The following is a 24,916-nucleotide window of genomic DNA, read 5'->3' on the forward strand; positions in this document are numbered from 1 at the left end:
ATGGTTTCACCGCATAGCCATGGGCGATCTGGTGGCAAGCCAGATCGCCACCATCATGCTTGTGAACCATATTATTTACCGTAAGGTTAGCTTTATTTGTAGTCTGCTTTACCGAGGTTATGTCACCTCTTTTTTATATTTCCCCTACGATGAAAGAACGCTAATGAAAAGCAATTTGATGGCTTGGCTCGTAGTAAATGCAATTTTTTCTGTGAATTGATGAGGAATAGAAATATATGACTACTGCTACTCCAGTTTGTATTTTAATTAAGCATGATCTGCTATTGAGTCCATGATATTTATCATCACAGTGATATCAGTTATGAGACCAGTCTGAACCATTCACCTGTGCGTTTCACCCTCAGATGGCAAGAGCCAGCAAGGCTCTGCGAGCATTGCCCTAAAGGGCCAACGGCATGGCGTTGTTCAACACGCGAGCGTGTTGTCATGCAACTCGAATTATTTTGGGTATAGCCATGAAAACACGTGCACTTATGAAAACAGGTCTACCCCAAATCATCTGGGAGAGGTCATCAGCGGGAATGAAAAATACTGAATGGCACCAATAAAAAACAGCCTCGCGTAAGCAGAGGCTGTTTTTCTGGCAGGGAACGCGGTAACGTAAATCTATAGAATATCTATAGGGGTTACCGCCTTTTCCGCTAACGCATGCTCAGTGGCAATTAAGCCTGAGGCTGAGTCACTACGTCTTTGATGCCTTTCACTTCGATCTCTACGCGACGATCCGGAGCCAGACAGTCGATCAGTGCTGCACGTGCTTTCACGTTAGCACAGGTAGAACCGGTAACCGGGTTGGCTTTACCCATACCACGAGCGGAGATCTTGTTAGACGGGATGCCTTTGTGAACCAGGTAATCAACAACAGTCTGTGCGCGTTTAGCAGACAGAGTCTGGTTGTACTGGTCGGAACCCAGACGGTCGGTGAAGCCCAGAACCACTACGGAACCGTCTTTCGGATCCAAGGTGCTCAGCTGAGTGTACAGCTGGTCCAGAGAACGCTGACCTTCCGGTTTCAGAGTCGCTTTGTTGAAGTTGAACAGAACGTCAGACTTCAGGGTGAAGCGTTTGGTCTGAACAACCGGAGCCGGAGCCGGGGTCGGAGCTGGAGCCGGAGCAATAACTGGAGCCGGAGCAGCAGTTTCCTGACCGAAACGGTAAGAAACACCCACGCTCAGCAGACCATTGTCAGGACGACCACCAACGGTAGCAGCGTCACCGATGTTGTTCACCCACTGGTAATCCAGACGAGTTGCCCAGTTTTTGGTGATTGCGTATTCAACACCCACAGCAGCCAGCGGAGAAACGCCAGTGTCGTTATCGTTACGACCTGAGTTGTCATGGCTGTCAGCACGCCATACAAAACCACCCAGACGAGTGTAGATATCCAGATCGTCAACGATCGGATAGCTCAGTTTAGCGGCCAGCTGAATACCCTGAGCTTTGAAACTACCCTGGTTGCCACCGTTATATTTCATACGGCCCAGCCAGTCATAGCCCATTTCAAAACCCAGATACTGGTTAGCCTGATAGCCACCGAATGCGCCTGCACCCAGCTGGCTCTGCGCCGCGTTGGTTGCGTCGTAACCATTGCCGGTCAGGTTGGTATCATGGTACTGGGACCAGCCCAGTTTACCACCTGCGTACCAGGTGTTATCGTTCGGTGCGGCTTGTGCTACGGTAGCAAAGCCAGCCAGTGCCACTGCAATCGCGATAGCTGTTTTTTTCATTTTACGCCTCATTATCATCCAAATCGGCAATCAACTCTGTAAGCTAATTAGCCTTTGGTTAAAATCCTTTCTCGGAGATATTGCCCTTGGTCTAATTACGTGCTGCCAGTGAACTGGCATTATGGAAGGGCAACTCCAGCGAGCTAAAGTCTACAACGTGGTGAGAAAGTTACAAGTATGATGTGACAGACACCATGAAAAAATCAGTCGTTCATACATAATTACTAACAAATAATGGACGATTTTGTCAGATTACCTTGATGTCTTTTAATATTAGTACGTCGCAATAACACGCTCGGCGCTGTGTTTCCGCGGACTACGGATAACCGGCGACATCCCTGTAAGAAAAATCCTAATATTCATTCAATGATACAATCTTGAGTGAATTTTTAGTGTAGAAAAGGGTCTTGTGATTGTTTCTCCCTCTGGACGCATGATAAATCCATAGGTATTTCCGTGCTGTGCCGCTCTTTGCAACCGCATTTTTTGTTCATTATTCAGTTCGTCTGGCAGCCAGCACAGAACGACGCTGTAATTACCCGTCATTAACGCCTTCTCCATCGCATCAACAGTCGATACCGGATTGAGGCGATGAAGTTCGATCATCTTTTCCAATGGTAATCCTGTCTGTTGTAGCCACAGGCGGCTAAGTTTTTGCTGTGGGGAAAGCCAAAGTAGCCAGCGTGATTGCGTACCCAATTGCTGCAACAAAGGCAGCAGTAATGGCGTCAGCATGGGATGGTCGTCACCATAGACGATCTCGCTGATGAAGCCGCTGGAAGCGGTTTGAGGCATCGCGTTATGACCCAGGCGTGACGTATTGCAGACATGACGAGAACGGATGGTTTGAGTACGCATAGTTTCTTTACCTCACAGTTATACTGTATGGGTGTACAGTATCTTTTGTGTGGGTAAAGATCAACCGGAATTTCTGAAAGCGCTTCGCATAATCGTCATGTTATTGCCGGTATGACATGTTTTGTATTTGAAGACCGGGTTTTGCTGTGTTTAATTAATTGTTCCCGTTACGGATGTCTTTGGTGAACAGGGAAAAACATTCAATACAAGGAATAAGTAATGAAAAAGCTATGTGAAAAAAGGATTTTACAGGCGAAAACCGTGTTTTCCTCATTGGGAACTATTTTCTCTCGCTCACAGTTCGGCGGCTACAGCATTGCAGCGGATGGGGTGATTTTCGCGTTGGTATCCGGCGGAGAACTCTATTTGCGGGCGGCTCGTCATAACGAAGCGTTTTTTCTCGAAGAGCAAGCGCCAAAACTCATCTATACCAAACGTGGTTTGCCGGTACCGCTCAATTATTATTTGGTTGCGGAGGCGCTCTGGCAGGATGAGTCGGCACTGCTGGAGCTGGCGCGATTATCTTTGCAGGGTGCGCGCCAGGATAAAGCAGCCAGAAAGCGTTGTATCAGGCTAAAAGACCTGCCAAATATCAATCATGATCTGGAGCGGTTACTCTGGAAGGTAGGCATTAGAAACATCGATGAGCTACACCGACTTGGCGCAAAAACCAGCTACCTTAAACTGCGTACCATCAGTCAGAATTTGAGTGTTAATGTGCTGCTGGCATTGGCTGGTGCGATTTGTGGTGTGCATCAGGCTGCGCTGCCGCAAGGCATACGCAGCGAATTGCTTGAATGGTTCGAGAAGGCCAGTCCTCGTTCGTTGAGACCGCCCAGACTGAATTAATGGGCAGAGGTCTGTTGTCGATTCCGATGCATCGGTTCCTGTGGTCGATTTTCTTCAGCAATCATCTGGTTTTTCAGTTGCGTCAGTTCCGGCAGCAGGCCGATTATCAGGTTAATCTGTTGTAATACCAGCTGTTCCTGACTGTCCTGCTCTGGCGACAAACTATGGATGCGGTGTTTCAGTGCTTCCAGTTCTTTATCCAACGCAGTCTGGTCACGATTGTCCTGATGAAGCGCATCATCGACGTAACAAACAGCGTCGTTCAGCAATTGCAATGTTTCAGTCGACTGAATATGTTCCCGATGCGCTCCCAGTGTGGAGATATATCCCAGCAATGTATGGTTGAGGCACATCAGCCGGAAGGCGTTTTCCAGTCCCGTCCGGGCATGCGGCTCAGCCGACATATTGGACACCACCGAGGCCAGCTCCGCATCACTATTGTGGGCGTCACGCCGGGCGATTCGGTAAGGCAGTCCATTATCTTTGCCTTGATGGTATTGCACCATAATGGCATCGAGATAGCGGCAATTCATATCCATCGCTTTATTGATCACCGCAGGCAGGCCGCGGAATCGCCAGTCTGGCCAGATAAAACTGACCGCTGCCCAGGCAATACCACAACCCAGCAACGTGTCGACGACTCTGGGGATAGCGACTTCCAAGCCTTCCCCCAGGAGATTGAAACACATCAGCACCAGCAAGGTGATAAACAGCGTGGCCTGAGCGTATTGCACCGTGCGAAACGCGAAGAACAGTACCCCACTGATAACAATCAGCGCCAGTTGCCCTTCCAGTGACGGCACGATGTACAGCAGCGGCACCCCAATCAACACCCCACCCAGCGTTCCGAGGATACGCAACGCCAGGCGTCGGCGAGTGGCATTATAGTTAGGCTGGCAGACAAACAGACTGGTCAGCAGGATCCAGTAACCGTGGTGCAAACCGGTAAACTGAATAATCGCATAGCCGACACACAGCACCAGCGACATACGCACCGCGTGACGAAACAGTGACGATTGTGGTGTGAGATGGCGGCTGATGCGCAAGCGGATATCGCTCCAGCCAGTAATTTTATCATCCGATAGCCGACTTTCTGCCGACAGGCGATGATTGTGGCGTTCAAGCGTTTGTTCGGACTGAATATTGATGAGCTGGGCGTCAATCGCTTGCAGGTTATTGAGGAGATGACGTAGCGCTTTGATGTATAACGTTTCCACCCCTTGAGCAGCCAGCCTGTCGATAGCGGCGTGGAGGTGGGAAAAGGCCCGCTCGATTCGATGATCGTGCTGGTATTTCTGCCGTAATAAAATGGACTGTGATACTTGCTGGCAGGCGCGGGATAACATAAACAGCAGGCGCTGAAACCGGAAAGGCACATCACTGTAGCGCAGCATATGCCGCAGTTGTTCATATTGGATGTGTACTGAACTGGCCCGCTCATGAATATCTTGCGCGACAAAATAGTAATGCAGTGTGCGTCGGGTACCGCGTTGACCGCGATCGCCGCGCAACCGGGTGAGTAACGACGCTTTGGCGCGATTGAGCGTATCAACCAACTGACCATTAGCCATGGCAACATCAATCAGCGGCTGGTCACTGTCATCAAGGTCGGGGTCAAACAGATTGGATTTGATTTCCAGATAGTGAGCCAACTGCTGGTAGCATTGGGCCAGGTTGTCCTGCAACGGGCGAATGGGAAACAGCAGATGACCGAGCAGCGTCAGCAGGTTATACCACAGTGCCCCCAGCAACAGTAAAAACGGCTGCTGATACCAGTCGCTGTACAGTGATATACCCAGCATGGTGTAGATGGCGATCAGCAGTGCGCCAAAGGCAATAGTGGCATAGCGCTGCCCCAACGACCCTAGCAGGATAAAGCTCCAGGTTGAGCCAGCCAGTCCAATGGCGAATAACCAGGGATGTGGATAGAGCAGTTCTATCGATACGGAAGCGACCAGAAAACAGGCGAGTGTAATGATCAGATTGAACAGACGGCCGGACAAACGGTCATCAAGGTCAGTCAACGCCGCGGCCACGACGCCCAGTGTCAGCGGGATGGTACTGGTCGATACCCCAAGCCACCAGGGCACAATCGCCACACCGCTGAGTGCTATCAGAATCCGCAGGTTATACAGCCAACTACTGTTATAGATAACCCGCCGCAGACTGGTTGTGACGTTCTGTTGCACGATGATCATCCACCCTGATTACTGGTAACGCCGACGGGCGTTGGCTTCCCTTGCCGCTTGCGCTTCTTCGACTGAGACAACGCGGCGTCCCACCGGCCAAAGCGCGATGGCAGCAATTTTGAAATTGGCGATGCCAACCGGTATGCCGATGATCGTCACACATTGTGCAATACCACTGGCAATATGTGACAGGCATAGCCACCAGCCGAAAACGACCAGCCAGAACACATTCAGCAGCGTGCCGCTGGCATTCAGCAGTGAATTTTTTTGTTCCGGCCGTAGTTCGTCAATGTGAATGGCTTCATTGCCGTATGGCAGTAGCGACAATTTGGTGATTTCCCAGCATGAACGAGTAAGCGGCAGGGTAAACACCAGTACTATGCTGACGACGGTAGCCAGCAACCAGGCGAGCGTGGTGAAAAAACCGCCCAGCACGAAATTCAGGATATTGAGTACGGCTCGCATGATAGGAATACCCTCGGTCAAACTCTCTGATGAGAAAAGAATTATCACATTATTCGCCGGGTTATTCTAACGCGTTTTTGTTGCTAGAGTGCGGAGTCGGATAGCGGTTACACTACAATTTGTGAACGATAACGTTGAACACGTCTTCTGAAAATGGCACTGGGATCATGGAACTGAAATCGACCGCGTTAGGTAAGCATCTGGCACAGCATCCTTACAACCGTGTGCAATTACTGAATGCCGGTGTCAATGTCAGCGGCGACCGGCATGAATATTTGATTCCATTCAATCAATTGCTGGCGATTCGCTGTAAGAAAGGGTTGATTTGGGGAGAGCTGGAGTTCGAGTTGCCGGAAAGTAAAGTTGTGCGTCTGCACGGCACTGAGTGGCAAGAAACCCAACAGTTTTATCGTCATCTATTTAAAGCCTGGCAAAGCTGGAGCCAGGAAATGAGCGACGTCTCCAGTGCGGTGTTGCAACGACTGGTCGACGAGATTTCAGAACAGGAACACCGGGATGGGTGGTTTAGCCGTCAGGCGTTGATGCGCGTCCAGCAAGAGATTCGTGCCGGGTTCGCTGCATTGCCGTTGCCGTTGGCGCGCTTGAATGAGTTTGATGCGTGTCGGGATAACTACCAGCAGTGCTTGTGCTGGCTGGAGCAAGGTGAAGCGAAGCGTCAACAGGCTAACCAGCGCTGGACGCAAACAACGCTGGTTGCGCAGCGCGCGTTTTTCGATACGGTGGAAAGCTCACCATTAAACCCCAGCCAGTGTCAGGCGGTGGTCAATGGTGAAAATGCCGTGTTGGTGCTGGCTGGTGCGGGTAGTGGCAAAACGTCGGTATTGGTGGCGCGTGCTGCCTGGTTATTGCATCGGGGGGAGGCGTCGCCACAACAGATTCTGTTGCTGGCGTTTGGCCGACAGGCGGCAGAGGAAATGAATAGCCGTATCCGTGAACGGCTAGATACCGACGATGTGCGGGCGATGACCTTTCATGCGCTGGCGTTACACATTATTCAACAGTGCAGCCGCAAAGTACCGGTAATCAGTCGACTGGAAACCGACGGGGTATACCGGCGGGAGTTTTTGAGCCGACATTGGCAACAGCAGTGTGATGAAAAAAAGACCCAGGCGAAAGGATGGCGGCAGTGGCTGACTGAGGAGCTGGAGTGGACGCTGCCGGAAGGAAATTTTTGGCAGGATAGCGTGCTTGCATCGAGGCTGGCAGGGCGGCTGGAGCGCTGGCTGGGGTTGATGCGGATGCAAGGCGGCACACAGAGTGAAATGTTAGCGTTGGCCGATGATGAAACGCGTCCACTATTCCAGCAATGGCTGCGGTTAATGGCTCCTTTATTGAAAGCCTGGAAAAAAGCCCTGAAAGACGAAGGCGCTGTAGATTTCTCCGGTTTGATTCATCAGGCTGTTAACTATCTGGATAAAGGCCGTTTTGTCAGTCCGTGGCACCATATACTGGTGGATGAATTTCAGGATATTTCACCCCAGCGCGCCCGCTTGCTGGAGGCGCTGCGTCGCCAGTCTCCAGAGAGCAGTCTGTTTGCGGTGGGCGATGACTGGCAGGCGATTTACCGCTTTAGCGGTGCTGAGCTGACGCTGACGACGGCGTTTGAGCAGCATTTTGGCGAAGGGGCACAATGTATTCTGGATACCACCTATCGCTTTAACCACCGCATTGGTGAGATTGCTAATCGGTTTATTCAACAAAACCCGGCACAGTTGAAAAAAACGCTTAACAGCCTGCGGGATGGTGATAAAAAATCAGTCGTGCTGCTGGAACAGGAGCAACTGGACGCGTTGCTGGACAAGATGAGCGGTTATGTGACGCCAGAGGCGCGTATTCTGATACTGGCTCGCTATCACCATTTACGCCCAGAGGTGTTGGATAAGGCGCAGACCCGTTGGCCGAATTTACACCTTGATTTCATGACCATTCATGCCAGTAAAGGGCAACAGGCGGATTACGTGATTGTCCTGGGGTTGCACGAAGGGCGTGATGGGTTTCCTGCACCCGTGCGTGAATCGGTACTGGAAGCCGTATTACTGCCTCGCCCGGAACCGTACCCGGATGCAGAAGAGCGGCGGTTGCTTTATGTAGCGCTGACCCGCGCGAAACATCAGGTATGGTTGTTGTACAGCCGTGATGAGCCGTCCATATTTGTGGACGATTTGCACCAGTTAGGTGTGCCTATGCCGCGTAAACCAGGTTAAGCCTGATTTTATCCGTGACGCTTGCAGGAAAAACCGGCCGGTCATCACCGGCCAGTGATGGCAAAAAATACAGGCTTATCTCAGGCGTCCTTGAAGATAACGCTGATAATCCGGGATGGTGACGGAGACTTGCTGGCGGAACAGCGCGGAATTAATCAGAAAATCGGCTGTGGAGCGATTGGTCGCCACCGGGATATTCCATACCGTTGCCAGACGCAGCAACGCCTTCACGTCCGGGTCATGCGGCACGGCATTGAGCGGATCCCAGAAGAAAATCAGCATGTCGATTTTGCCTTCGGAGATTAGCGCACCTACCTGCTGATCACCGCCCATCGGCCCACTCAGCATGCTTCTGACCGGCAAGCCGGTATGCAGTTGGATCAGGTTGCCTGTTGTGCCGGTAGCATACAAATGGTGTTCCGCCAGTTGGGTTTTGTTAGCGGTAACCCATTCCAGCAGCGATTCTTTACAGTGATCGTGCGCAACCAGTGCAATGTGCTTATGCACCTCGATTGTGCGGGTGGTGTACTCCATGGCGGCATCCTTCGAACAGTATAATTTCGAGCAATATAGTTTTCACAGATTACGGAAACGCGGTTTCAGTGGAAAGTGGCAGACTGAAAAAATGCGAGCATCTTTCCAAAAACAGCCGTTTTTGCCTGTAAAATCAGCATGCTTACTGGGTTTCCCTGTCTCTTGCCCATTCCAGAAAACGCTGGCGCGTATTTTTATCCGCCTGTTGAAACCAGTATTGCATGATGCTGAGTGGATCGAGCGGGTTGGCCGCTGCGTTGGGCGTGGTAGATGCCTTTGCAGACGGTAGTGGTGCGAACGTGATGGCCGCCGCCGCTTGGCCTGAACGATTATAGTCAGCCATGCGTTTTTCTATTTCACCCGATAACTCGGTGGCACCAACTGGTAGCACGTCGGTACGAATAGGGATAGGCAGATTTTTGCTGTCTACCAACTGATAGGTGGGGGACTGGCTAAAATTTTGACGCGCTGCCGCATCGTCCAGATCAGGGAGCCGGATAGCGACTTCACTCAGATTGCGGGCGTCAAATACGGCGATCAGACCGGGAGAGCGGTAAGTCTGTTTGGTGCCAACTGAAGATCCTACGGATTTCAGTACCTGAAAGACAATTTGATGGTAGCTTTTTTCCAGCTCGAGGCTGTCGGCACCATTGAGCAGCGAACCTGGGACTTTCTTTCCATCCACCATCACCAACTCGATGTCAGGCCGCAGCTTGAGCGTCGTTGCCATCGCCAAAGAACTGAAGGTGAGCAACCACAGCATGGCGGTGGCGGCGATAGCGGAAAGGGTTTTCATACAAACCTCGTCGTGGATCTCATCATCGTATTGTTCAGTAACAGGCAGAATGTGTCAAAATTTTAAAATTGAAATATTTGGTTATCAATAAGTGGCAGGAAAAGGGAGACAGTGCACGGTGTGCCAGCGGGCGGATTGAGCGGACACACACATCACCATGGATATTCTGCGTTACACTGATACCAGACAGTGCCTGACCTCCTTCATGCGAGCGCGGGCGTTTGTCGGGCTAATCGTCACGGAGGCAACCATGCAAGATAACGACATAAAAAAGCTACTCACCGAGGTGAAGACTATCGCGCTGGTTGGCGCCAGCGATAATCCCTCTCGACCCAGTTATGGGGTCATGGCCTATCTGCTTGAGCAAGGTTATCGGGTTATTCCGGTTAATCCGGGCCTGGCGGGGGAAACACTACTGGGGCAAAACGTCTATGCATCGCTGGCTGAGATTCCTGAGCCGGTAGATATGGTGGATGTCTTTCGCCAGTCGAATGCAGCGTTTGAAATCGCTCAGGAGGCGATTGCGATTGGGGCGCGGGTGTTGTGGCTGCAGATTGGCGTCATCAATGAAGCGGCGGCAGTGCTGGCGCATGACGCCGGTTTATCAGTCGTGATGGATCGTTGCCCTAAAATTGAAATTCCCCGCCTGGGGTTGGGAAAATAAGCCTCCCGCTCAGGTTCTATTCCGGATAACTACCGACGGCAGGCGTGTGCTGCACATATCACATCACCTTCATGGTTGATGGGGCTGTGTCAGTGCAGCAGACGCGGTGCGCGGCGTCGGATAGTGGCAGCCAGTTCATCCAGCGACGGGTGATCGGAAGGGTTGGGGCCTTCGTTGATCAGTTGTTCTTCCGCCAGATAGGTGTGAATAGGGCGGCCATGCTCATCTTCCATCACCACGTGATACCACGGAGCCGTTCGCAAGGTGTCATTGACTGAAAGTTCTTCCCACTTGGGTTGTTCAAGGGAATACTCAGGATCAATATCAATGACGACGCCTGGGTACCCCAGCAGTTTATGACGAATCTGCTGTCCGATGGTGAATTTACAATTAATCATATGACCTCCCGAGAAACGTATTACGTACCCTAAATGGGGGGACGGCGTGTGATTTTCAAGTCATCAGGCGTGGTGGTGATGTTCATCCAGGTAACAAGCCAGTCAGTCTTCCTGCTGTATTAATAATAGGCTGGATGCAGGTAAAAAGGCGTTAACTCTGATGCATTTTTACACAACACCGGTGTGATGGATGAGGAGGAAAAAATGTCGACAATGTCCGTGATTGTGTGGGTTTACGGGATGGTACAAGGCGTCGGTTTTCGCTACCACACCCAACTCCAGGCCCGACAGTTGGGTGTGTGTGGTTATGTCCGAAATTGTGATGACGGCAGTGTGGAAATCGTCGCCAGTGGTGAAGAGCGTGACGTCGCGCAACTGGTAGCCTGGTTAAAGCAAGGAGGGCCACGTCATGCTCGGGTGGATAAGGTGCTGACTGAACCTCACGCGGCACCCGATGAACGGGATTTCTCCATCCGTTATTGACCCCTGAGCTTGTCTGTTCGGTCTGAATGCTCAGATACATTTCACCGGCTTTGGCAGCCCGGCGATTTTGGTCGCCTGCTTAGCCGGGCCTTTGGGAAACAGACGATAAAGATAACGGCTGTTGCCTTTTTCCTCACCGTATTTCTGGGCCATGGCTTTGACCAGCATACGGATGGCGGGCGATGTATTAAATTCGAGGTAAAACGCCCGGACAAAACGGACCACTTCCCAATGTGCCTCGGTGAGCGTGATGCCTTCCTGCTCCGCTAATAAGGGAGCCATGCCCTCCTGCCACTCGCCGCTATCTTTCAGATATCCCTGGGCATCGGTTTCGATGACCTTGCCTTCAAACTCTAACATATTGCCTCGGTATCACGTGAAAACGGGCCTAGTCTAGCAAACTTTGCGACAGACGCAGAAGGCAGAAGATAGCGCAGGTGTGGGGTCACGTCGGGTGCCTGAAAAAGCACAAGGCACCCGAAGGTGCCTTGTCTGGCTGACTGATGTCGGCTGGGGTTACTCGCTGCGCGACATGCCCAACAGGCTCAGAAGGCTGACAAACAGGTTGTAGATGGACACATACAGACTGACGGTCGCGCGAATGTAGTTCGTTTCGCCACCGTGGATAATGTTACTGGTCTCCCACAAAATCGCGCCCGCGGAGAACAGGATAAACACTGCACTGATCGCCAGATGTAATCCCGGCAGATGCAGGAACAGGTTAGCGATGGTGGCCACCAGCAAGACGACGAAACCGGCCATCAGCATACCGGACAGGAAAGACATGTCCTTACGGGTGGTCAGCACGTAGGCGGAACAACAGAAGAACACCAGGGCCGTCCCGCCCAACGCCAGCATAATAATGTCGCCAGCGCCTGCGGCGATCATCGCATTGAGCAATGGGCCGAGGGTATAACCCATAAAGCCGGTCAACGCGAATGTAGCGAGGATCCCCGCCGGGCGGTCAGCCAGACGATAGGTCAGGAACATCAGGCCGTAAAAGCCGATAATCGTCAGCAGAAATCCCGGTGACGGCAGATTCAGTATCGTGCTAAGCGTGGCGGTGACAGCAGAAAAACCCAGCGTTAGCGACAGCAGGAAATAGGTATTACGCAGTACCTTGTGGGTACTGAGCAGCGACTGCTCACGCGTAGAGGAGGCAATGATACGATCCATAATAACGACTCTCTCTGTTAAGGGGGCCACTGTGTCTGTAGAGAGAGTAAGTAGTTGCATTATGTTATTAAAGCCGTTTTACCCTTCTTTACTGACTTGAACCTACTTGACGGTAAAAGTTTGAGTCTGATGGCGATTTTGTATACTTTCAATCAGTTGTTGCCTGTTTTTCAGGCGATTGAACGCTATGTCACTTTACAATACCCGACACACTGTTTATAGTTCGCGTCGTTGCGGAGGAGTGGCCGAGTGGTTGAAGGCACCGGTCTTGAAAACCGGCGACGCGAAAGCGTTCTAGAGTTCGAATCTCTACTCCTCCGCCAAAATTCTAACGGGCCAGCATGATGCTGGCCCGTTTTCGTTTCTGCTGTTGTCCCCGTTTGCTATTCCACATTCCCCACACTCCGTTTCTTTTCATGCGATGTTTCCCGTCATGAATGATGTCTGCCTGCACGATAGCGCAGTATGATAGCGTTTTGCGCTATAGCTTTCGGAGGTAGACATGCAGGTGTTAATCGTCATCGATATGCAAAATGGGGTGTTCGCTACGCCGCGCTATCAGCAGGAGAGTGTGACTGAGCGTATCAATCAGTTGATTGACGCCGCGGATCAGACCATTTTTATCCAACATACGGACGCCGACATGCTACCCGGCAGCGAAGCATGGCAGGTGCTGCCTTCACTACATCGGCCTGCCAATGCTATATCGGTGACTAAAACAGCCTGTGATGCGTTTTACCGTACCGAACTGGCGCAGATTCTGGACCGTCTTCAGGTGAGGCATTTTACGCTATGTGGCTGTGCGACGGACTATTGTGTTGATGCCACCATTAAAAATGCCGCCAGCCGTGGTTATGCGCAAACGGTGGCCGGTGATGCCCACACCACGGCAGATAGACGGGCAGTGAGTGCAGCACAACTTATCGACCAGCATAATGATGTCTGGCGTGACTTCATCATCCCCGGTAATACCTTGCTGGTGAAAGACACCACGGTGATTTTGCAGGAGTGGCAGGCACAACGTTAAGGCGTATGGTGCAGTAGGTCGTTTTCAAGCCAGCGTAGAATGACATCAACAATGTAGCGCTGTTCGTCATCGGTGAGCGGGCGGTGTGGGCTTATCTGATGCCATTTCTCCAGACAGCCCCGGCAGCAGGTCGCAGTGGCATGCTGGGCAATAAATACCGGATGACCGCGCATCGGGGTCTGTTTACCGTCGTTGGCCGGTTCTGCCGGTGCCAGTCTCCGGGCGATAAAATCGGCGGCATGAGCCGCAATTTGCTCTTTGCCTTTGCTAAAGCAGTAGTCGCGCTCTTTGGCACCCAGATGAAAACGCTGGCGGAAACGAGAGCGTGATAGCCGTAAGAACAGCGCATCAAGAGTTGTCATGCTTGCAGTCTGTGGGTCAGGGGCTGAACTCAGGCAAGACTACTCCCGTTGCCGCAGGCAGGCAAGGTTGCCAGATAACCTGTTGTATTAGCTTCTTGTTGTATCAGATTGCCCCTATCGGCGCTAAACCTGGCTTCGCTTCACAAATACCTGAAAAACGATGTCGCATCGCGGCAAACGGGGCTACGCTTTGAGTATAGCGATGGCTGACTTAAGGACGTGATGATGTACAAGACCATTTTAGTACCCGTGGATATTGATGAAGAAACGTTGACGCAAAAGGCATTGTCGCATGCGGTGGAACTGGCCAGGCAATCTGGTGCGACCGTTCACTTATTCTATGCGTTACCTGACGCCTCGGCGTTTATGTCGGCTTACTCGTTTGGCATCAAAGAGTTTGAGAATGAAGCGGTGATCAAAGCGGATGAAAAACTGCATGCGCTGTTGAAAACCATCGACCTGCCCGCAGACAAACTGTCTCACAGCATCAGTTTTGGTATCCCGCGTGATGAAGTGCTGGAGCTGGCTCAGGAGATTGAAGCGGACCTGATTGTGATTGGTTCGCGGCGCCCGAATGTGAAAACGTACCTGCTGGGGTCAAACGCCGCAGCAATCGTTCGCCATGCCCAGACATCGGTGCTGGTCGTGCGGTGAATGGTGGATAAGGTTGCAAGGCTTTTGGTGGGGCGTGATGTTAGTCAGGCAGATGTCGTGTCGACGTCGACGCCCGTATTATTTAGCGTAGCTGGCTATCTTTACTGCCCCGCCGGTTATAACCGCTGTTAATCGCGAGTTTTTTATCTCTCTTTTCCTGACACTGCACGCAGAAGCGAACACCTGGCAGTGCCTGACGGCGAGCCTGCGGGATAGCATCTCCGCATTCTTCGCAATAGTGCGCGCTGTCACCCTGATGCAGCAGACTACGAGCATGGGCGATGGCGTCATCCACTGTGGCGTCAATTTGATCCTGCACCGCTCCGTCATTAGACCAGCCGCTGGCCATAATAGTGGCACCTCTTTCTCGTCAGCGTTCTCTCATCAATATTGAGATGATGCATTGAATATGGACTGAAATGCGCAGACAAAAAGCGTAGGCAGGTGCATAAAATAAAAATGGCACAACCACGGGATGCTACGGCATCTGGCGCAATTTCATGCGTAATAATCAGGCATCAACAGCAGCAGTATAGATGCTATTCGCGTTGAGGTGTCACGGCTGTTGAGGTGACTGTCGGGGCAACAGGCTGTGTGACACGTTGTTGCTGTATGTTCTGGTGGTGGAAAAAGGCACCGATGGCGGAATAGGCAAAACGACCAAGCAAAATAATAAAACTAATCATAAGTATAGTACGAGCGATGCGCGTACCGGATCGTCGTCGCTGACGAAGGGCAATGCGTCGTTTATGGGTTAGTGTCGTCATTGATTTTCGGTTTCCATGTTATAGCGACTATTCGCTGTATTTTATTTAGGCACAAGCTGGCGATACGGTCAACGTGAGTGAGACAAAAAGCGCGGTGAAAGAGGTGTCAGATGTGCGATTGGCTGTAATAATGCGAACATTATCACAGAAAAAGCGGATTTGATAATGTCAGGCCGGACAACACAGTGGCTGCCGGCCCGAAAAACCATTAGACCGGTTCTTCTTCGATGTACAGTTTCCAGCCGCTGACGTCGTCCCAGTACTGTTGTTCTCGTTCCAGATCAAGTTGAACCAGCGTGTTCTGGTTGAAGAACCCCTGCGGGAAGATCAGCGTCCATGCGGTTTCGCTGGCAATAAGGCGCAGCGTTTGCGGCGTGGTGGTCGCCTGACGCTGGTTGTTTAACAACGTAGCCAGACGCAACAGTTGCACCATCGGCAGATAGTGCTTCTTCTTGAACAGATTAAAGCGTGGCAATTCTTCCAGCTTCACTACCTTGCGATGTAACCGCACCATCAGCGCCAGCAACTGCTGCTGCTCCTGATTGAAACCGGGCAGATTGGTGTTTTGCAAAATATAGGCAGAATGGCGGTGCATACCACTGTGATTGATGCCGAGGCCGACCTCATGCAGCATCGCCGACCATTTCAGCAGTGCTTCCAGTTGCGGGTGTACCAGTGACGGGTTCTGCTGTGCCCATTGCGTGTAAAGCTGTTCGGCGGTTTCCCGCACACGCTTTGCCTGTTCCCGGTCAATGTTGTAATGGCTGGCGAGGCTTTGCGCGGTGCGAATACGGATATCCTGATGGCGGAAGCGGCCCTCCATTTCGTAGAGTACGCCTTCGCGTAAGGCACCGTCTGACAAACGCAATTCCCTGATAGCGAGCGCGTCAAACACACCACACAGAATCGCTAAGCCCGGCACCAACACGGTTTGACGATCCTCAGTCAGGCCGGGCAGGCTGAGTGCCCGGACGTTTTTAAACTGCAGGATCCGCTCACGCAGCATTTCCAAGCGTTCTGGAGTGATAAGACCGTCTTTTTCTCCCATCGCCACCAGAATTTCACAGGCGGCTTTGATGGTGCCGGATGCGCCAAGGGCGTAATCCCAGCCATAGATACGGTATTCCCACGCCAGCGTTTCCAGCTTCTGGGCTGCGGCGAGTCGGGCGCGCTTGAAGTTGGCTTCGCTGATTTCTCCATTGGGGAAAAATTGTTGGGCGAAACTGACGCACCCCATACGCCGGCTTTCCACCAGCATCGGTTCGAAGTCCTCGCCGATGACCAGCTCGGTAGAACCACCACCGATATCGATAACCAGCTTGCGGCCTTTTTCCGGTTGGGTGTGTTCTACCCCCATGAAGATCAGACGCGCTTCTTCATTACCGGCAATAATTTCAATCGGGTAGGGGATGATTTTGGCGGCGCGCCGCAGAAAATCCTGGGCGTTGACCGCCTGGCGTAGCGCATGGGTACCGACAATCGACACGTTGGTGGCGGGAAAACCCTGTAGCCGTTCAGCAAACAGCGCCAGACAGCTTAGCCCGCGCTGGATGGACTCCTCGCTAAGCTGGTTTTGGCTGTCCAGCCCGTCGGCCAGGTGTACGCGTTGCTTCAGGCGGCTCAATACTTGCAGCGCGCCGTTAACGACGCGGGCTATCACCATATGGAAACTGTTGGAGCCCAGGTCGATAGCCGCGAATTCCTGAGGTTGTTCGGTAGTGTGGTTCATTAAAGGCATTGGATCAGGCCTGTTCTCCGGGTTGCTCGAGCGCCTTGATATAGTCATAGATGGCATTCTGGGCGCGCACTTTGCGCCTGTTACCGCGGGTGACGTAGCGATTGCTCAGCTCCTTGTCTACCACACGGGCTTTTACCGTATCGCTGAACAAGATATCCAGTATGTTCAGCACCCGTTCCTTCAGCCTGTCGTCAAGTACTTCCACCGCGACTTCGATACGGTAATCAATATTACGAGTCATCCAGTCAGCAGATGACAGGAATACCTTGTGGTCGCCACCGTTATGGAATACATAGACGCGATCGTGTTCCAGGTAGCGGTCAAGGAGACTAATAACCCGAATATTATCACTGATCCCGGGGAGTTCTGGAATCAGTGAGCACATGCCACGAACCAGCAGGTTGATTTTTACGCCAGCACCAGAGGCGGCATACAGTCTGTCCACCAGCCCCTTATCCACCAGGTTGTTGACTTTCAACGTGATTTTCGCTTCCAGACCGGCCTGTGCGTTGGCTATTTCCTGATCGATCATCTGATACAGACGGTCACGGGAATTTTGCGGCGACACCAGCAGATGGTGGAAGCTGACTGGGCGGTATGGGTTTTCAATGAAATTGAACACCCGGCGCACTTCGTTGGTGATGCGCTCATCGGCGGTCAGCAACGAATAGTCGGTATACAGGCGAGCGGTTTTCTCGTTGAAGTTGCCGGTACCGATATGCGCATAACGCACGATGTTATCCCCTTCTTTACGAGAGATGAGGAACAACTTGGCGTGGATCTTAAGCCCCGGCACGGAGAAAATAACGTGAACACCCGCTTCCGTCAGCCGTTTGGCCCAGTGAATATTGGCTTCTTCATCAAAGCGTGCCTGCAATTCCACCACCACCGTGACTTTCTTCCCGTTGTGGGCGGCGTGGATCATGGAATTGATGATGCGCGAGTCTTTCGCCACACGATAAATATTGATGCGAATCGAGAGTACGCTTGGGTCGAAAGACGCCTGGCGCAGTAACTCCAGCACATGCTCAAACGTATGGTACGGGTAGTAGAGCAGAACATCGCGGTGACGAATGGCGTCAAACCCGTTGCGGAACTGGCTGAACCAGTGATGGCGTAGACGTGGCAGCGGTTTGTTGACCAGATTGGCGCGGCCGATGTTCGGGAAGCCGATAAAATCTTTAAAGTTGTGATAACGCCCGCCAGGGATCACCGAATCATAAGAGGAGATCCCCAGTTTATGCAGCAGACATTCCACCATCGCATCTGGCATATCGCGTTGGTAGACGAACCGTACCGGTTTGGCGGTCAGGCGTTGTTTGAGACTGGAAGACATTAATTCCAGCAGGCTTGATTCCATTTCCGTGACCAGATCGTATTCGGCGTCACGAGTCATTTTCATGGAGTAAGCGTTTAGTGCGTCGAAATCGAAAAAGCCACGGAAAATATCATCCAGACAGTAACGCAAGATGTTGTCGATGAGAATCATGGTCTTGCGACGATGTGGCGCTTCTGGCGGCAGGTCGACAAAGCGGGGCACCTTGTCAGACGGGATTTCCAGCAGCGCATAGTCGGTTTTTTCGCCGCGAATGATTTCTACCGCCAGATAGGTGTAATCGTCTTTCAGGAATTCGACCAGATTGGTTTCCGGCAGAATCAAAATTGGCGTGATGTGTGGACGCAGATTCTGTCGAAAATACTCGCGCAGCCAGATTTGCTGATTGGAGGAGACCTGACGCTCGTTAACCAAAAAGATCTGGTTACGGGCCATTTCCAGCAGCAACTCGTTGTACAGATTGTCGAACTGTTGGTCGGTTTTCAGTACCCGGGCCTGGATTTTGCCGAGTAATTGGCGCAGTTCGCCATCGGAGCCTTGTTCTTCATTGATCAGGATGCGGCGTCTCAGGTCAGCAAAACGAACTTTGTAGAACTCGTCCAGATTGCTGGAGTAGATACCCAGGAATCGCATCCGTTCAATCAGTGGATTGGTTTTGTCCGAGGCTTCCTGCAACACACGTTCATTAAAGGATAACCAACTCAACTCTTTTTCTATGTAGAGTTTGTCCTGACTCATTGTCGCTCCGTTACACTATTTTTACTTAAGTGCAGCTACTATCCACGTTCATTATGGCGCGCAAATGACGATAAAAGCGAATGCGCGTATCGACTTACCATTGTCATATTACAGGTGTAAAGGCAACATATGTTACCCCGTCGGCGACGGGATATTTCATTTCCTCTTCTCAATGCAAGAAGATGGTCAGGTTTTCGACACAGCAGGAACAGCGGCGACAGATGGCAGACTCAGGCAATTTAGCGTATCGGGACAGGCAGCGGGCGTTCATCGACCGGCTGACGCGCCGGATTGTGGTGGGCAGCGGATGGCTGGTACTGCTGGCGTTGCTGATGATCTTTTTTTATCTGCTGTATGTGGTGATCCCGCTGTTTTCGTCCGCGTCAATTCGCCCGTTGGCACCAGTGGCTGTCGATAGTCGCGACCCGACGCTGGCGCTTGGTATTAATGATAGTGGCCGCTGGGCTTTTCGGGTTGATGCGGCGGGAAACGGCGAGTTTATCGATCTTGTGCGCGGGCAGGTTAATGCCAGTGTGTCAGTGGCGTCGTCGGTTACTGTGGCGGCGATGAGTACCGGTGAGCGCCCACTACTGGTGCTGGGGCAGGCTGACGGGGCACTGAGAGTGCTTCGCCCGGACTTACCGTTGTCCAGCGCCGGTATACCGCAGTGGCGATACCCGCTGGGTGAGCATTCGCTTCGCCTGGCTGGGGCGACTCAACCGCTGCGGCAACTGGCGATTGCCGAGTCAGACGATATGTTGTTGATGGCGTTGATTGACGCAGAGAACCGTTTGCAGTTTTATGCGCTATCGCTCAATACCCCGCCAGTCGACATGTTGACGCTCGCGGACTTGCAACCGGTGTCGCAGGTTCAACCCGACGACCCCGTGCAACAACTGCTGCTGACGCCGGATGGCCAGCAGCTCTATGCCTTGAGTGGCAACCGCCTGACGGTATGGCAACTGCGTGAGCAAGTGCTTACCGCCCGTGAAACGGTCACCTTACCCGGAACGGCACCGCTGTCGTTATCGCTGCTGGCTGGTGGGCATTCGTTGCTGATCAAGTCCGCTGATGGACGCGTCAGCCAATGGTTCGATACCCCAACGGCAACCGGGCCTCATTTGAGTGAAATTCGTATTTTCCCTACCGATGGACGGCAACTGAATCTGATTGTTGAGCCGCGCCGCTGCGTTTTTGCCACTCTTGACCCGCAAGGGCATTTCTCGTTGTTTGCCAGTAAGCAATCCGGCGAACTGATGAGCGCGTTACTGGCACCACAGGCCCGAATCGCGGCATTTTCCCCACGTGGGCGAGCACTGTTGCTGGAAACGGACACGGACTGGCGACCGTATCAACTCGATAATCCGTATCCGGATATTGGCTGGCGTGGGCTGTGGCAAAAGCTCTGGTATGAAAACTATCCGGAACCAGATTATGTCTGGCAACCGACCGCAGCCGACGACAGTTATCAGGCTAAATTCAGTCTGGTTCCGTTACTGAGCGGCACGTTCAAGGCGGCGCTCTATGCCATGTTGTTCGCGGCACCGCTGGCGCTGGCGGCAGCGATTTATACCGCCTGTTTCATGACGCCGACGCTACGGCGTTGGATCAAACCTGCCATGGAAATCATGGGCGCGTTGCCGACGGTGGTGATTGGGCTGATTGCCGCGTTGTGGCTGGCCCCCCGTATGGCGACGTACCTGACCGCCATCCTGTTGCTGCCACTGTTATGGGGTGTGGCGGTGTTGGGGAGTGGGTGGTTGCTGGAGCAGTTGCCTGTACGCTGGCGACGCGGCGTATCGGCCGGGTGGGATGCCTTGCTGTTAATACCGGCGATGTTGCTGATGCTCGCGCTGGCGTGCTGGTTGGGGCCGTGGCTCGATTCACGTCTACTGGGGCAACCACTTTGGCAATGGATGGGGGATCATTTCAGCCAGCGCAATACGCTGGTCGCGGGTGTCGCGCTGGGGTTTGCCTTGATCCCGCTGATCTTTTCGCTGGCGGAGGATGCGTTGTTCAGCGTACCGGCTCGCCTGAGTCAGGGGTCGCTGGCACTGGGGGCCACCGCGTGGCAAACCTTGTGGCGGGTGGTGCTGCCATCAGCCAGTTCCGGTATTTTTGCTGCCCTGATGCTGAGTTTTGGCCGTGCGGTGGGAGAAACCATGATCGTGCTGATGGCGACCGGCAATACGCCGGTGATGGACAACAGCTTGTTTCAGGGGTTGCGATCGCTGGCGGCGAATATCGCGATTGAAATGCCGGAAGCGGCAATGTCCAGCGCGCACTATCGGGTGCTGTTTTTAGCCGCGTTGGTGCTGTTTCTCTTTACCTTTGTGGTGAATTCGCTGGCGGAGATCATTCGTCAGCGTTTACGTCGCCGCTATCGCGACGAGGGAGAGCTGTCATGATGCGTTGGTTCCGCACCGGAACACCTTGGGTATGGCTAACAGCGTCTGCGATTACGTTCAGCCTGATTGCCATCGTCGCGGTGTTCGCGCTGCTGGTCGGGCAGAGCGCACGCTACCTGTGGCCGCAACCGGTGTGGTCGTTTAGCCTGCATGATGCACAGGGCAATCCCCGTCAGTTGATCGGTGAGCGCTATGATGAACAACCGCTGACTCACCAGCAACTGGCGGATGCCGGGGTCATCAATGCACCCGCATCAGGTGCTACGCGCTATCTGCTTAAAACCGGGTGGCGAGAGTCTTACGGACAGAGTTTCCAGACATTGCTGTCCACCTCGGTGACCTATGCCAGCCAGCCTGCTGATGTGCTGGCGGTGCGCCGCACCACCAACGGTATGGCGTATGGTTATCTTGATGGTATGACGGAAGACGGGCAGCCATTGGTGTCCGACAACCTGGCATCAACGCTACAGCAGCGGATTGCGCAGGTGCACCAATTGATAACACACGCTCAGACGCTGCGCCTGGGTGAGATGAGCCGGGTGAACCAGCAGTTTGACGCACTGCGGTTGCAGGAAGAAAAACTGCGGCGGGAAAACCGCCTGAATGAGCAAGCACAGGCACGCCTGGGTGCTGAGCGAACCGCGCTGGAGCGTCATTTCAGTGCGCTTAATCAACAACTGCTGGCGTTCAATGCCGATATCAACCGCACGGCGGTGTTGCTGCGCGATGCGCAAGAGCAACTGCATACCATCCCGGTCAAAATGATTGAGCGGGCGTGGTACCCCAATGCGATGACCTTCAGTGAAAAGGCGCACCAGACGCTGCAGGTGATAGGGAGTCTGTTAACCCGGTTTGAACCCGACGACAGTAGTCCCGGCCAGCTGTTTCCAGCGATTTTCGGCACGGTGCTGTTGGTTATCCTGATGTCGGTGATTGTGATGCCGCTAGGGGTGGTTGCGGCGGTTTATCTGCATGAATACGCTGATAACACCAGCCTGACCCGCTGGGTGCGGGTGGCAGTGGCGAATCTGGCTGGGGTGCCATCCATCGTCTACGGTGTGTTTGGACTGGGCTTTTTTGTTTATTTGGTGGGCGGTACGTTGGATCGTCTGTTTTACGCCGAGTCGCTCCCGAACCCGACTTTCGGTACACCGGGGTTGCTGTGGGCGTCGCTGACGCTGGCGCTGCTAACGTTGCCGGTGGTGATTGTGTCTACGGAAGAGGGGCTGTCACGCATTCCGTTATCGGTGCGTCATGGCTCGCTGGCGTTGGGGGCGACCCGGGCGGAAACCCTGTGGCGTGTGGTGCTGCCGATGGCGGTACCAGCGATGATGACCGGGCTGATTCTGGCGGTGGCGCGAGCCGCAGGGGAAACCGCGCCGCTGATGCTGGTGGGGGTGGTGAAATCGGTACCCGTACTGCCGGTGGACAGTCTCTTTCCCTATCTGCATCTGGAGCGCAAATTTATGCACCTGGGGTTCCAGATTTATGATCTGGCGTTTCAGAGCCCGGATGTGGAAGCGGCTCGCCCATTGGTGTATACCACCGCGTTACTGCTGGTGTTGATTGTGGTGGCGTTGAATCTGGCGGCAATTGGCATTCGCCATGTGTTGCGTGAAAAATACCGAGCGATGTCACTCTAAGTGGCGGGAGAATAGTGATGGGTATGCCTAAACCACTGGAGCGACTCCCCGTGATGGACGTCCACCGGTTAACCGATGAACAAACCGCGCTGTCGGTCGACGGGCTGAATTTGTATTACGGCGATAAACAAGCGCTGTGTGATATTTCTTTGCGTATTCCGAAAAACCGTGTGACGGCGCTGATTGGGCCGTCAGGTTGTGGCAAATCTACTTTGCTGCGCTGTTTTAACCGCATGAACGATTTGATGGATAACTGTCGTATCGACGGCGACATCCGTTTGCAGGGCATGTGTATCAACGATCCGTCGCTGGATGTATCGACATTGCGTCGTCGGGTCGGCATGGTCTTTCAGCGGCCCAATCCTTTTCCTAAATCCATCTATGAAAACGTGATTTACGGCCTGCGCTTGCAGGGGGTGAAAGACCGACGTCTGTTGGATGAGTCGGTGGAAAGCGCGCTGCGGGCGGCGGCATTATGGCATGAGGTGAAAGACAGGCTCGGCGACAATGCACTCACGCTGTCCAGTGGTCAGCAGCAGCGGCTGGTGATCGCCCGTGCTATCGCCATCGAACCGGAAGTGCTATTGCTGGATGAGCCCACATCGACGCTCGATCCTATCTCGACATTGGTGATCGAAGAACTGATCGGTGCGCTCAAGCGCCGTTTCACGCTGGTGCTGGTGACGCATAACATGCAACAAGCAGCGAGGGTATCTGATTACACGGCGTTTATTCATCATGGCCGCCTGATCGAGTACAACGAAACCGACTCGCTGTTTACCGCACCGGCCGAGCGGCGTACTGAAGACTATATTACCGGTCGTTTCGGTTAATCTGGTGCCCCGCGAACCTTGACGCGGGGCGCGCACGATTGGCAACGTGTTGGGCATAAACTTATTTGCAGTCTGATATTAGTTAATAATAAAACAAATCAAAGAAAAACCTTTCTTTAATATTTCAATGCTAATAAATGAAAATTGATTTTTTAGTCGGCATTGCTATTTGTATTTTATTTATATCAGTGTTTATTTTTATTTTTTATGTGATGGTTGATGGTTATTTCTGTTTTTTACTGGAGAGTTTTTGTTGTGTTGAATTAATATGTTTTTCGCAGCAATGGGCTGCATATTCAATGGAACCACTCAGGATGAGAATGTCTATAAAAATAGGTTTTACGCTGGGTATGGTCATGGCGGCAATATCGCCAGTTTATGCTCAAACCTCTGATGAACCGGTACAAACAGTGATTACCGCGCTCGACTCTCCGTTTGTCGATCATCCGCTGTCGGCCGGTTCAGAACAGGATGAGTCCTCTTCCGGACACAAAGCGCTGCGCGCACCGGCTCCGGCGTTGAGTTCAGTGCAGGTTTACGCAGTGTATTCTTCGCTGAAAGGCGGTTGGCAGGCTGTGCCGGCCAATGTTGTCTCGTTGTCAGGCTATGCCGGCGGAACGCTGCGTATTGCCGTGCTGGAAAAAGGGTATGGCGGTAACCGCATCGGCTGGCTGAACGGCGGGCAAACCAGCCCGTACCAGGTTAACGCCGTTTGCGTTGTAAATGGTAGTTACACCGAAAGCTGCCCGGCTGGCTCCACCGTTTCGGGTTGGATGGCGTATTTCAATGCAGACAATATGTCGTCGGTAGTATTCCGCTATCAGTCTACATCGACCAATTTCCCGAATCGTACCCTGAGCACATCGATTAATATTCAGTAAGTGTTTTTCGCAGGCAGCGCACGCGCTGCCTGTTGGTTTAATCTGCTCGCCTCATCAGGCAGAAATAACGTATCTGTACAGAATAAATGGGCGTGTTGAACGGTATTTTATGTGTTTGATCAAAATAATTGATGCGCGTCATTA

The 24,916-nt window shown here is 52.7% G+C and carries 23 protein-coding genes and 1 tRNA gene; 11 read left to right on the forward strand and 13 right to left on the reverse strand.

Annotated features, from left to right (window positions below; all coding sequences use genetic code 11):
- Window positions 1-683 precede the first annotated feature (683 nt).
- Together ompA and sulA are read right to left on the reverse strand one after the other, a co-directional pair.
- Window positions 684-1,748 carry a porin OmpA gene (gene ompA, locus FGI04_RS03815; RefSeq protein ID WP_342700250.1) on the reverse strand — a complete coding sequence of 355 codons (1,065 nt, stop codon included), beginning with the start codon at window positions 1,746-1,748 and terminating at the stop codon, window positions 684-686.
- A 363-nt stretch (window positions 1,749-2,111) separates the two neighbouring features.
- On the reverse strand, window positions 2,112-2,606 hold the full coding sequence (gene sulA / locus FGI04_RS03820; RefSeq protein WP_012885642.1) for an SOS-induced cell division inhibitor SulA: 495 nt from the start codon (window positions 2,604-2,606) through the stop codon (window positions 2,112-2,114).
- A 219-nt stretch (window positions 2,607-2,825) separates the two neighbouring features.
- Here sulA and FGI04_RS03825 point away from each other — a divergent pair, with 219 nt between their 5' ends.
- On the forward strand, window positions 2,826-3,455 hold the full coding sequence (locus FGI04_RS03825) for a TfoX/Sxy family DNA transformation protein (protein ID WP_342700252.1): 630 nt from the start codon (window positions 2,826-2,828) through the stop codon (window positions 3,453-3,455).
- Here FGI04_RS03825 and yccS read toward each other — a convergent pair.
- Entirely contained in the window at window positions 3,452-5,653 is a 2,202-nt protein-coding gene (gene yccS, locus FGI04_RS03830; protein WP_342700253.1) for a YccS family putative transporter, read from the reverse strand. The two genes, FGI04_RS03825 and yccS, sit on opposite strands and share 4 nt — an antisense overlap.
- A 9-nt stretch (window positions 5,654-5,662) precedes the next feature.
- On the reverse strand, window positions 5,663-6,109 hold the full coding sequence (locus tag FGI04_RS03835) for a YccF domain-containing protein (protein WP_038925220.1): 447 nt from the start codon (window positions 6,107-6,109) through the stop codon (window positions 5,663-5,665).
- Between the two features lie 167 nt (window positions 6,110-6,276).
- Between FGI04_RS03835 and helD the strand changes: the two genes are divergently transcribed.
- Window positions 6,277-8,334 (forward strand): DNA helicase IV, encoded by a 2,058-nt coding sequence (gene helD, locus FGI04_RS03840; RefSeq protein WP_407336295.1) that lies wholly within the window; start codon window positions 6,277-6,279, stop codon window positions 8,332-8,334.
- A 75-nt stretch (window positions 8,335-8,409) separates the two neighbouring features.
- Here helD and FGI04_RS03845 read toward each other — a convergent pair whose 3' ends face one another.
- A complete protein-coding gene (locus FGI04_RS03845; protein ID WP_012885637.1) occupies window positions 8,410-8,868 on the reverse strand; it encodes a methylglyoxal synthase in 459 nt (152 codons plus the stop codon).
- Window positions 8,869-9,010: 142 nt separating this feature from the next.
- Window positions 9,011-9,664, reverse strand: a complete 654-nt coding sequence (locus FGI04_RS03850) for a DUF2057 family protein (protein WP_342700255.1) — start codon at window positions 9,662-9,664, stop codon at window positions 9,011-9,013.
- A 250-nt stretch (window positions 9,665-9,914) separates the two neighbouring features.
- Here FGI04_RS03850 and FGI04_RS03855 point away from each other — a divergent pair, with 250 nt between their 5' ends.
- Entirely contained in the window at window positions 9,915-10,328 is a 414-nt protein-coding gene (locus FGI04_RS03855; protein WP_038906428.1) for a CoA-binding protein, read from the forward strand.
- Between the two features lie 89 nt (window positions 10,329-10,417).
- Here FGI04_RS03855 and hspQ read toward each other — a convergent pair whose 3' ends face one another.
- Window positions 10,418-10,726, reverse strand: coding sequence for a heat shock protein HspQ (gene hspQ / locus FGI04_RS03860; protein ID WP_016943339.1), 309 nt, complete (start codon window positions 10,724-10,726; stop codon window positions 10,418-10,420).
- A gap of 204 nt (window positions 10,727-10,930) precedes the next feature.
- Between hspQ and yccX the strand changes: the two genes are divergently transcribed.
- A complete protein-coding gene (yccX, locus tag FGI04_RS03865) occupies window positions 10,931-11,209 on the forward strand; it encodes an acylphosphatase (protein ID WP_038905181.1) in 279 nt (92 codons plus the stop codon).
- Between the two features lie 30 nt (window positions 11,210-11,239).
- Here yccX and tusE read toward each other — a convergent pair whose 3' ends face one another.
- Together tusE and yccA are read right to left on the reverse strand one after the other, a co-directional pair.
- Window positions 11,240-11,569 carry a sulfurtransferase TusE gene (gene tusE, locus FGI04_RS03870; protein ID WP_016943341.1) on the reverse strand — a complete coding sequence of 110 codons (330 nt, stop codon included), beginning with the start codon at window positions 11,567-11,569 and terminating at the stop codon, window positions 11,240-11,242.
- 156 nt (window positions 11,570-11,725) lie between these two features.
- A complete protein-coding gene (yccA, locus tag FGI04_RS03875) occupies window positions 11,726-12,385 on the reverse strand; it encodes an FtsH protease modulator YccA (RefSeq protein WP_407336296.1) in 660 nt (219 codons plus the stop codon).
- A gap of 235 nt (window positions 12,386-12,620) precedes the next feature.
- Here yccA and FGI04_RS03880 point away from each other — a divergent pair.
- Together FGI04_RS03880 and FGI04_RS03885 are read left to right on the forward strand one after the other, a co-directional pair.
- Window positions 12,621-12,708: transfer RNA gene (locus FGI04_RS03880), tRNA-Ser, on the forward strand.
- 179 nt (window positions 12,709-12,887) lie between these two features.
- Entirely contained in the window at window positions 12,888-13,412 is a 525-nt protein-coding gene (locus FGI04_RS03885) for an isochorismatase family protein (protein WP_407321639.1), read from the forward strand.
- Here the strand turns inward: FGI04_RS03885 and FGI04_RS03890 are convergent.
- Window positions 13,409-13,774 carry a DUF4186 domain-containing protein gene (locus FGI04_RS03890; protein ID WP_038905175.1) on the reverse strand — a complete coding sequence of 122 codons (366 nt, stop codon included), beginning with the start codon at window positions 13,772-13,774 and terminating at the stop codon, window positions 13,409-13,411. The genes FGI04_RS03885 and FGI04_RS03890 overlap by 4 nt on opposite strands.
- Window positions 13,775-13,999: 225 nt before the next feature.
- Between FGI04_RS03890 and FGI04_RS03895 the strand changes: the two genes are divergently transcribed.
- Complete coding sequence (locus FGI04_RS03895) at window positions 14,000-14,428, forward strand: universal stress protein (RefSeq protein WP_012885626.1); 429 nt, start codon at window positions 14,000-14,002, stop codon at window positions 14,426-14,428.
- 82 nt (window positions 14,429-14,510) lie between these two features.
- Here the strand turns inward: FGI04_RS03895 and FGI04_RS03900 are convergent, their stop codons facing one another.
- The 3 genes from FGI04_RS03900 to ppk1 all read right to left on the reverse strand — a co-directional run bounded on the left by FGI04_RS03900 (window position 14,511) and on the right by ppk1 (window position 19,007).
- Window positions 14,511-14,777, reverse strand: a complete 267-nt coding sequence (locus tag FGI04_RS03900; protein ID WP_342700260.1) for a DksA/TraR family C4-type zinc finger protein — start codon at window positions 14,775-14,777, stop codon at window positions 14,511-14,513.
- A gap of 626 nt (window positions 14,778-15,403) precedes the next feature.
- Complete coding sequence (ppx, locus tag FGI04_RS03905) at window positions 15,404-16,933, reverse strand: exopolyphosphatase (RefSeq protein WP_342700262.1); 1,530 nt, start codon at window positions 16,931-16,933, stop codon at window positions 15,404-15,406.
- 4 nt (window positions 16,934-16,937) lie between these two features.
- Complete coding sequence (gene ppk1, locus FGI04_RS03910; protein ID WP_342700263.1) at window positions 16,938-19,007, reverse strand: polyphosphate kinase 1; 2,070 nt, start codon at window positions 19,005-19,007, stop codon at window positions 16,938-16,940.
- Between the two features lie 221 nt (window positions 19,008-19,228).
- On the opposite strand from ppk1, the gene FGI04_RS03915 reads away from it, so the two are divergent.
- The 4 genes from FGI04_RS03915 to FGI04_RS03930 all read left to right on the forward strand — a co-directional run bounded on the left by FGI04_RS03915 (window position 19,229) and on the right by FGI04_RS03930 (window position 24,772).
- On the forward strand, window positions 19,229-21,415 hold the full coding sequence (locus tag FGI04_RS03915) for an ABC transporter permease subunit (protein WP_407336297.1): 2,187 nt from the start codon (window positions 19,229-19,231) through the stop codon (window positions 21,413-21,415).
- Complete coding sequence (gene pstA / locus FGI04_RS03920; protein WP_407336298.1) at window positions 21,412-23,058, forward strand: phosphate ABC transporter permease PstA; 1,647 nt, start codon at window positions 21,412-21,414, stop codon at window positions 23,056-23,058. The genes FGI04_RS03915 and pstA overlap by 4 nt, the downstream gene beginning before the upstream one ends.
- Before the next feature lie 17 nt (window positions 23,059-23,075).
- Window positions 23,076-23,891 (forward strand): phosphate ABC transporter ATP-binding protein PstB, encoded by an 816-nt coding sequence (gene pstB / locus FGI04_RS03925; RefSeq protein ID WP_434964880.1) that lies wholly within the window; start codon window positions 23,076-23,078, stop codon window positions 23,889-23,891.
- A gap of 320 nt (window positions 23,892-24,211) precedes the next feature.
- Window positions 24,212-24,772, forward strand: coding sequence for a YolA family protein (locus tag FGI04_RS03930; RefSeq protein ID WP_407321636.1), 561 nt, complete (start codon window positions 24,212-24,214; stop codon window positions 24,770-24,772).
- Window positions 24,773-24,916 lie beyond the last annotated feature (144 nt).

The organism is Dickeya ananatis, assembly GCF_019464615.1.
Taxonomy (GTDB): Bacteria; Pseudomonadota; Gammaproteobacteria; order Enterobacterales; family Enterobacteriaceae; genus Dickeya; species Dickeya oryzae.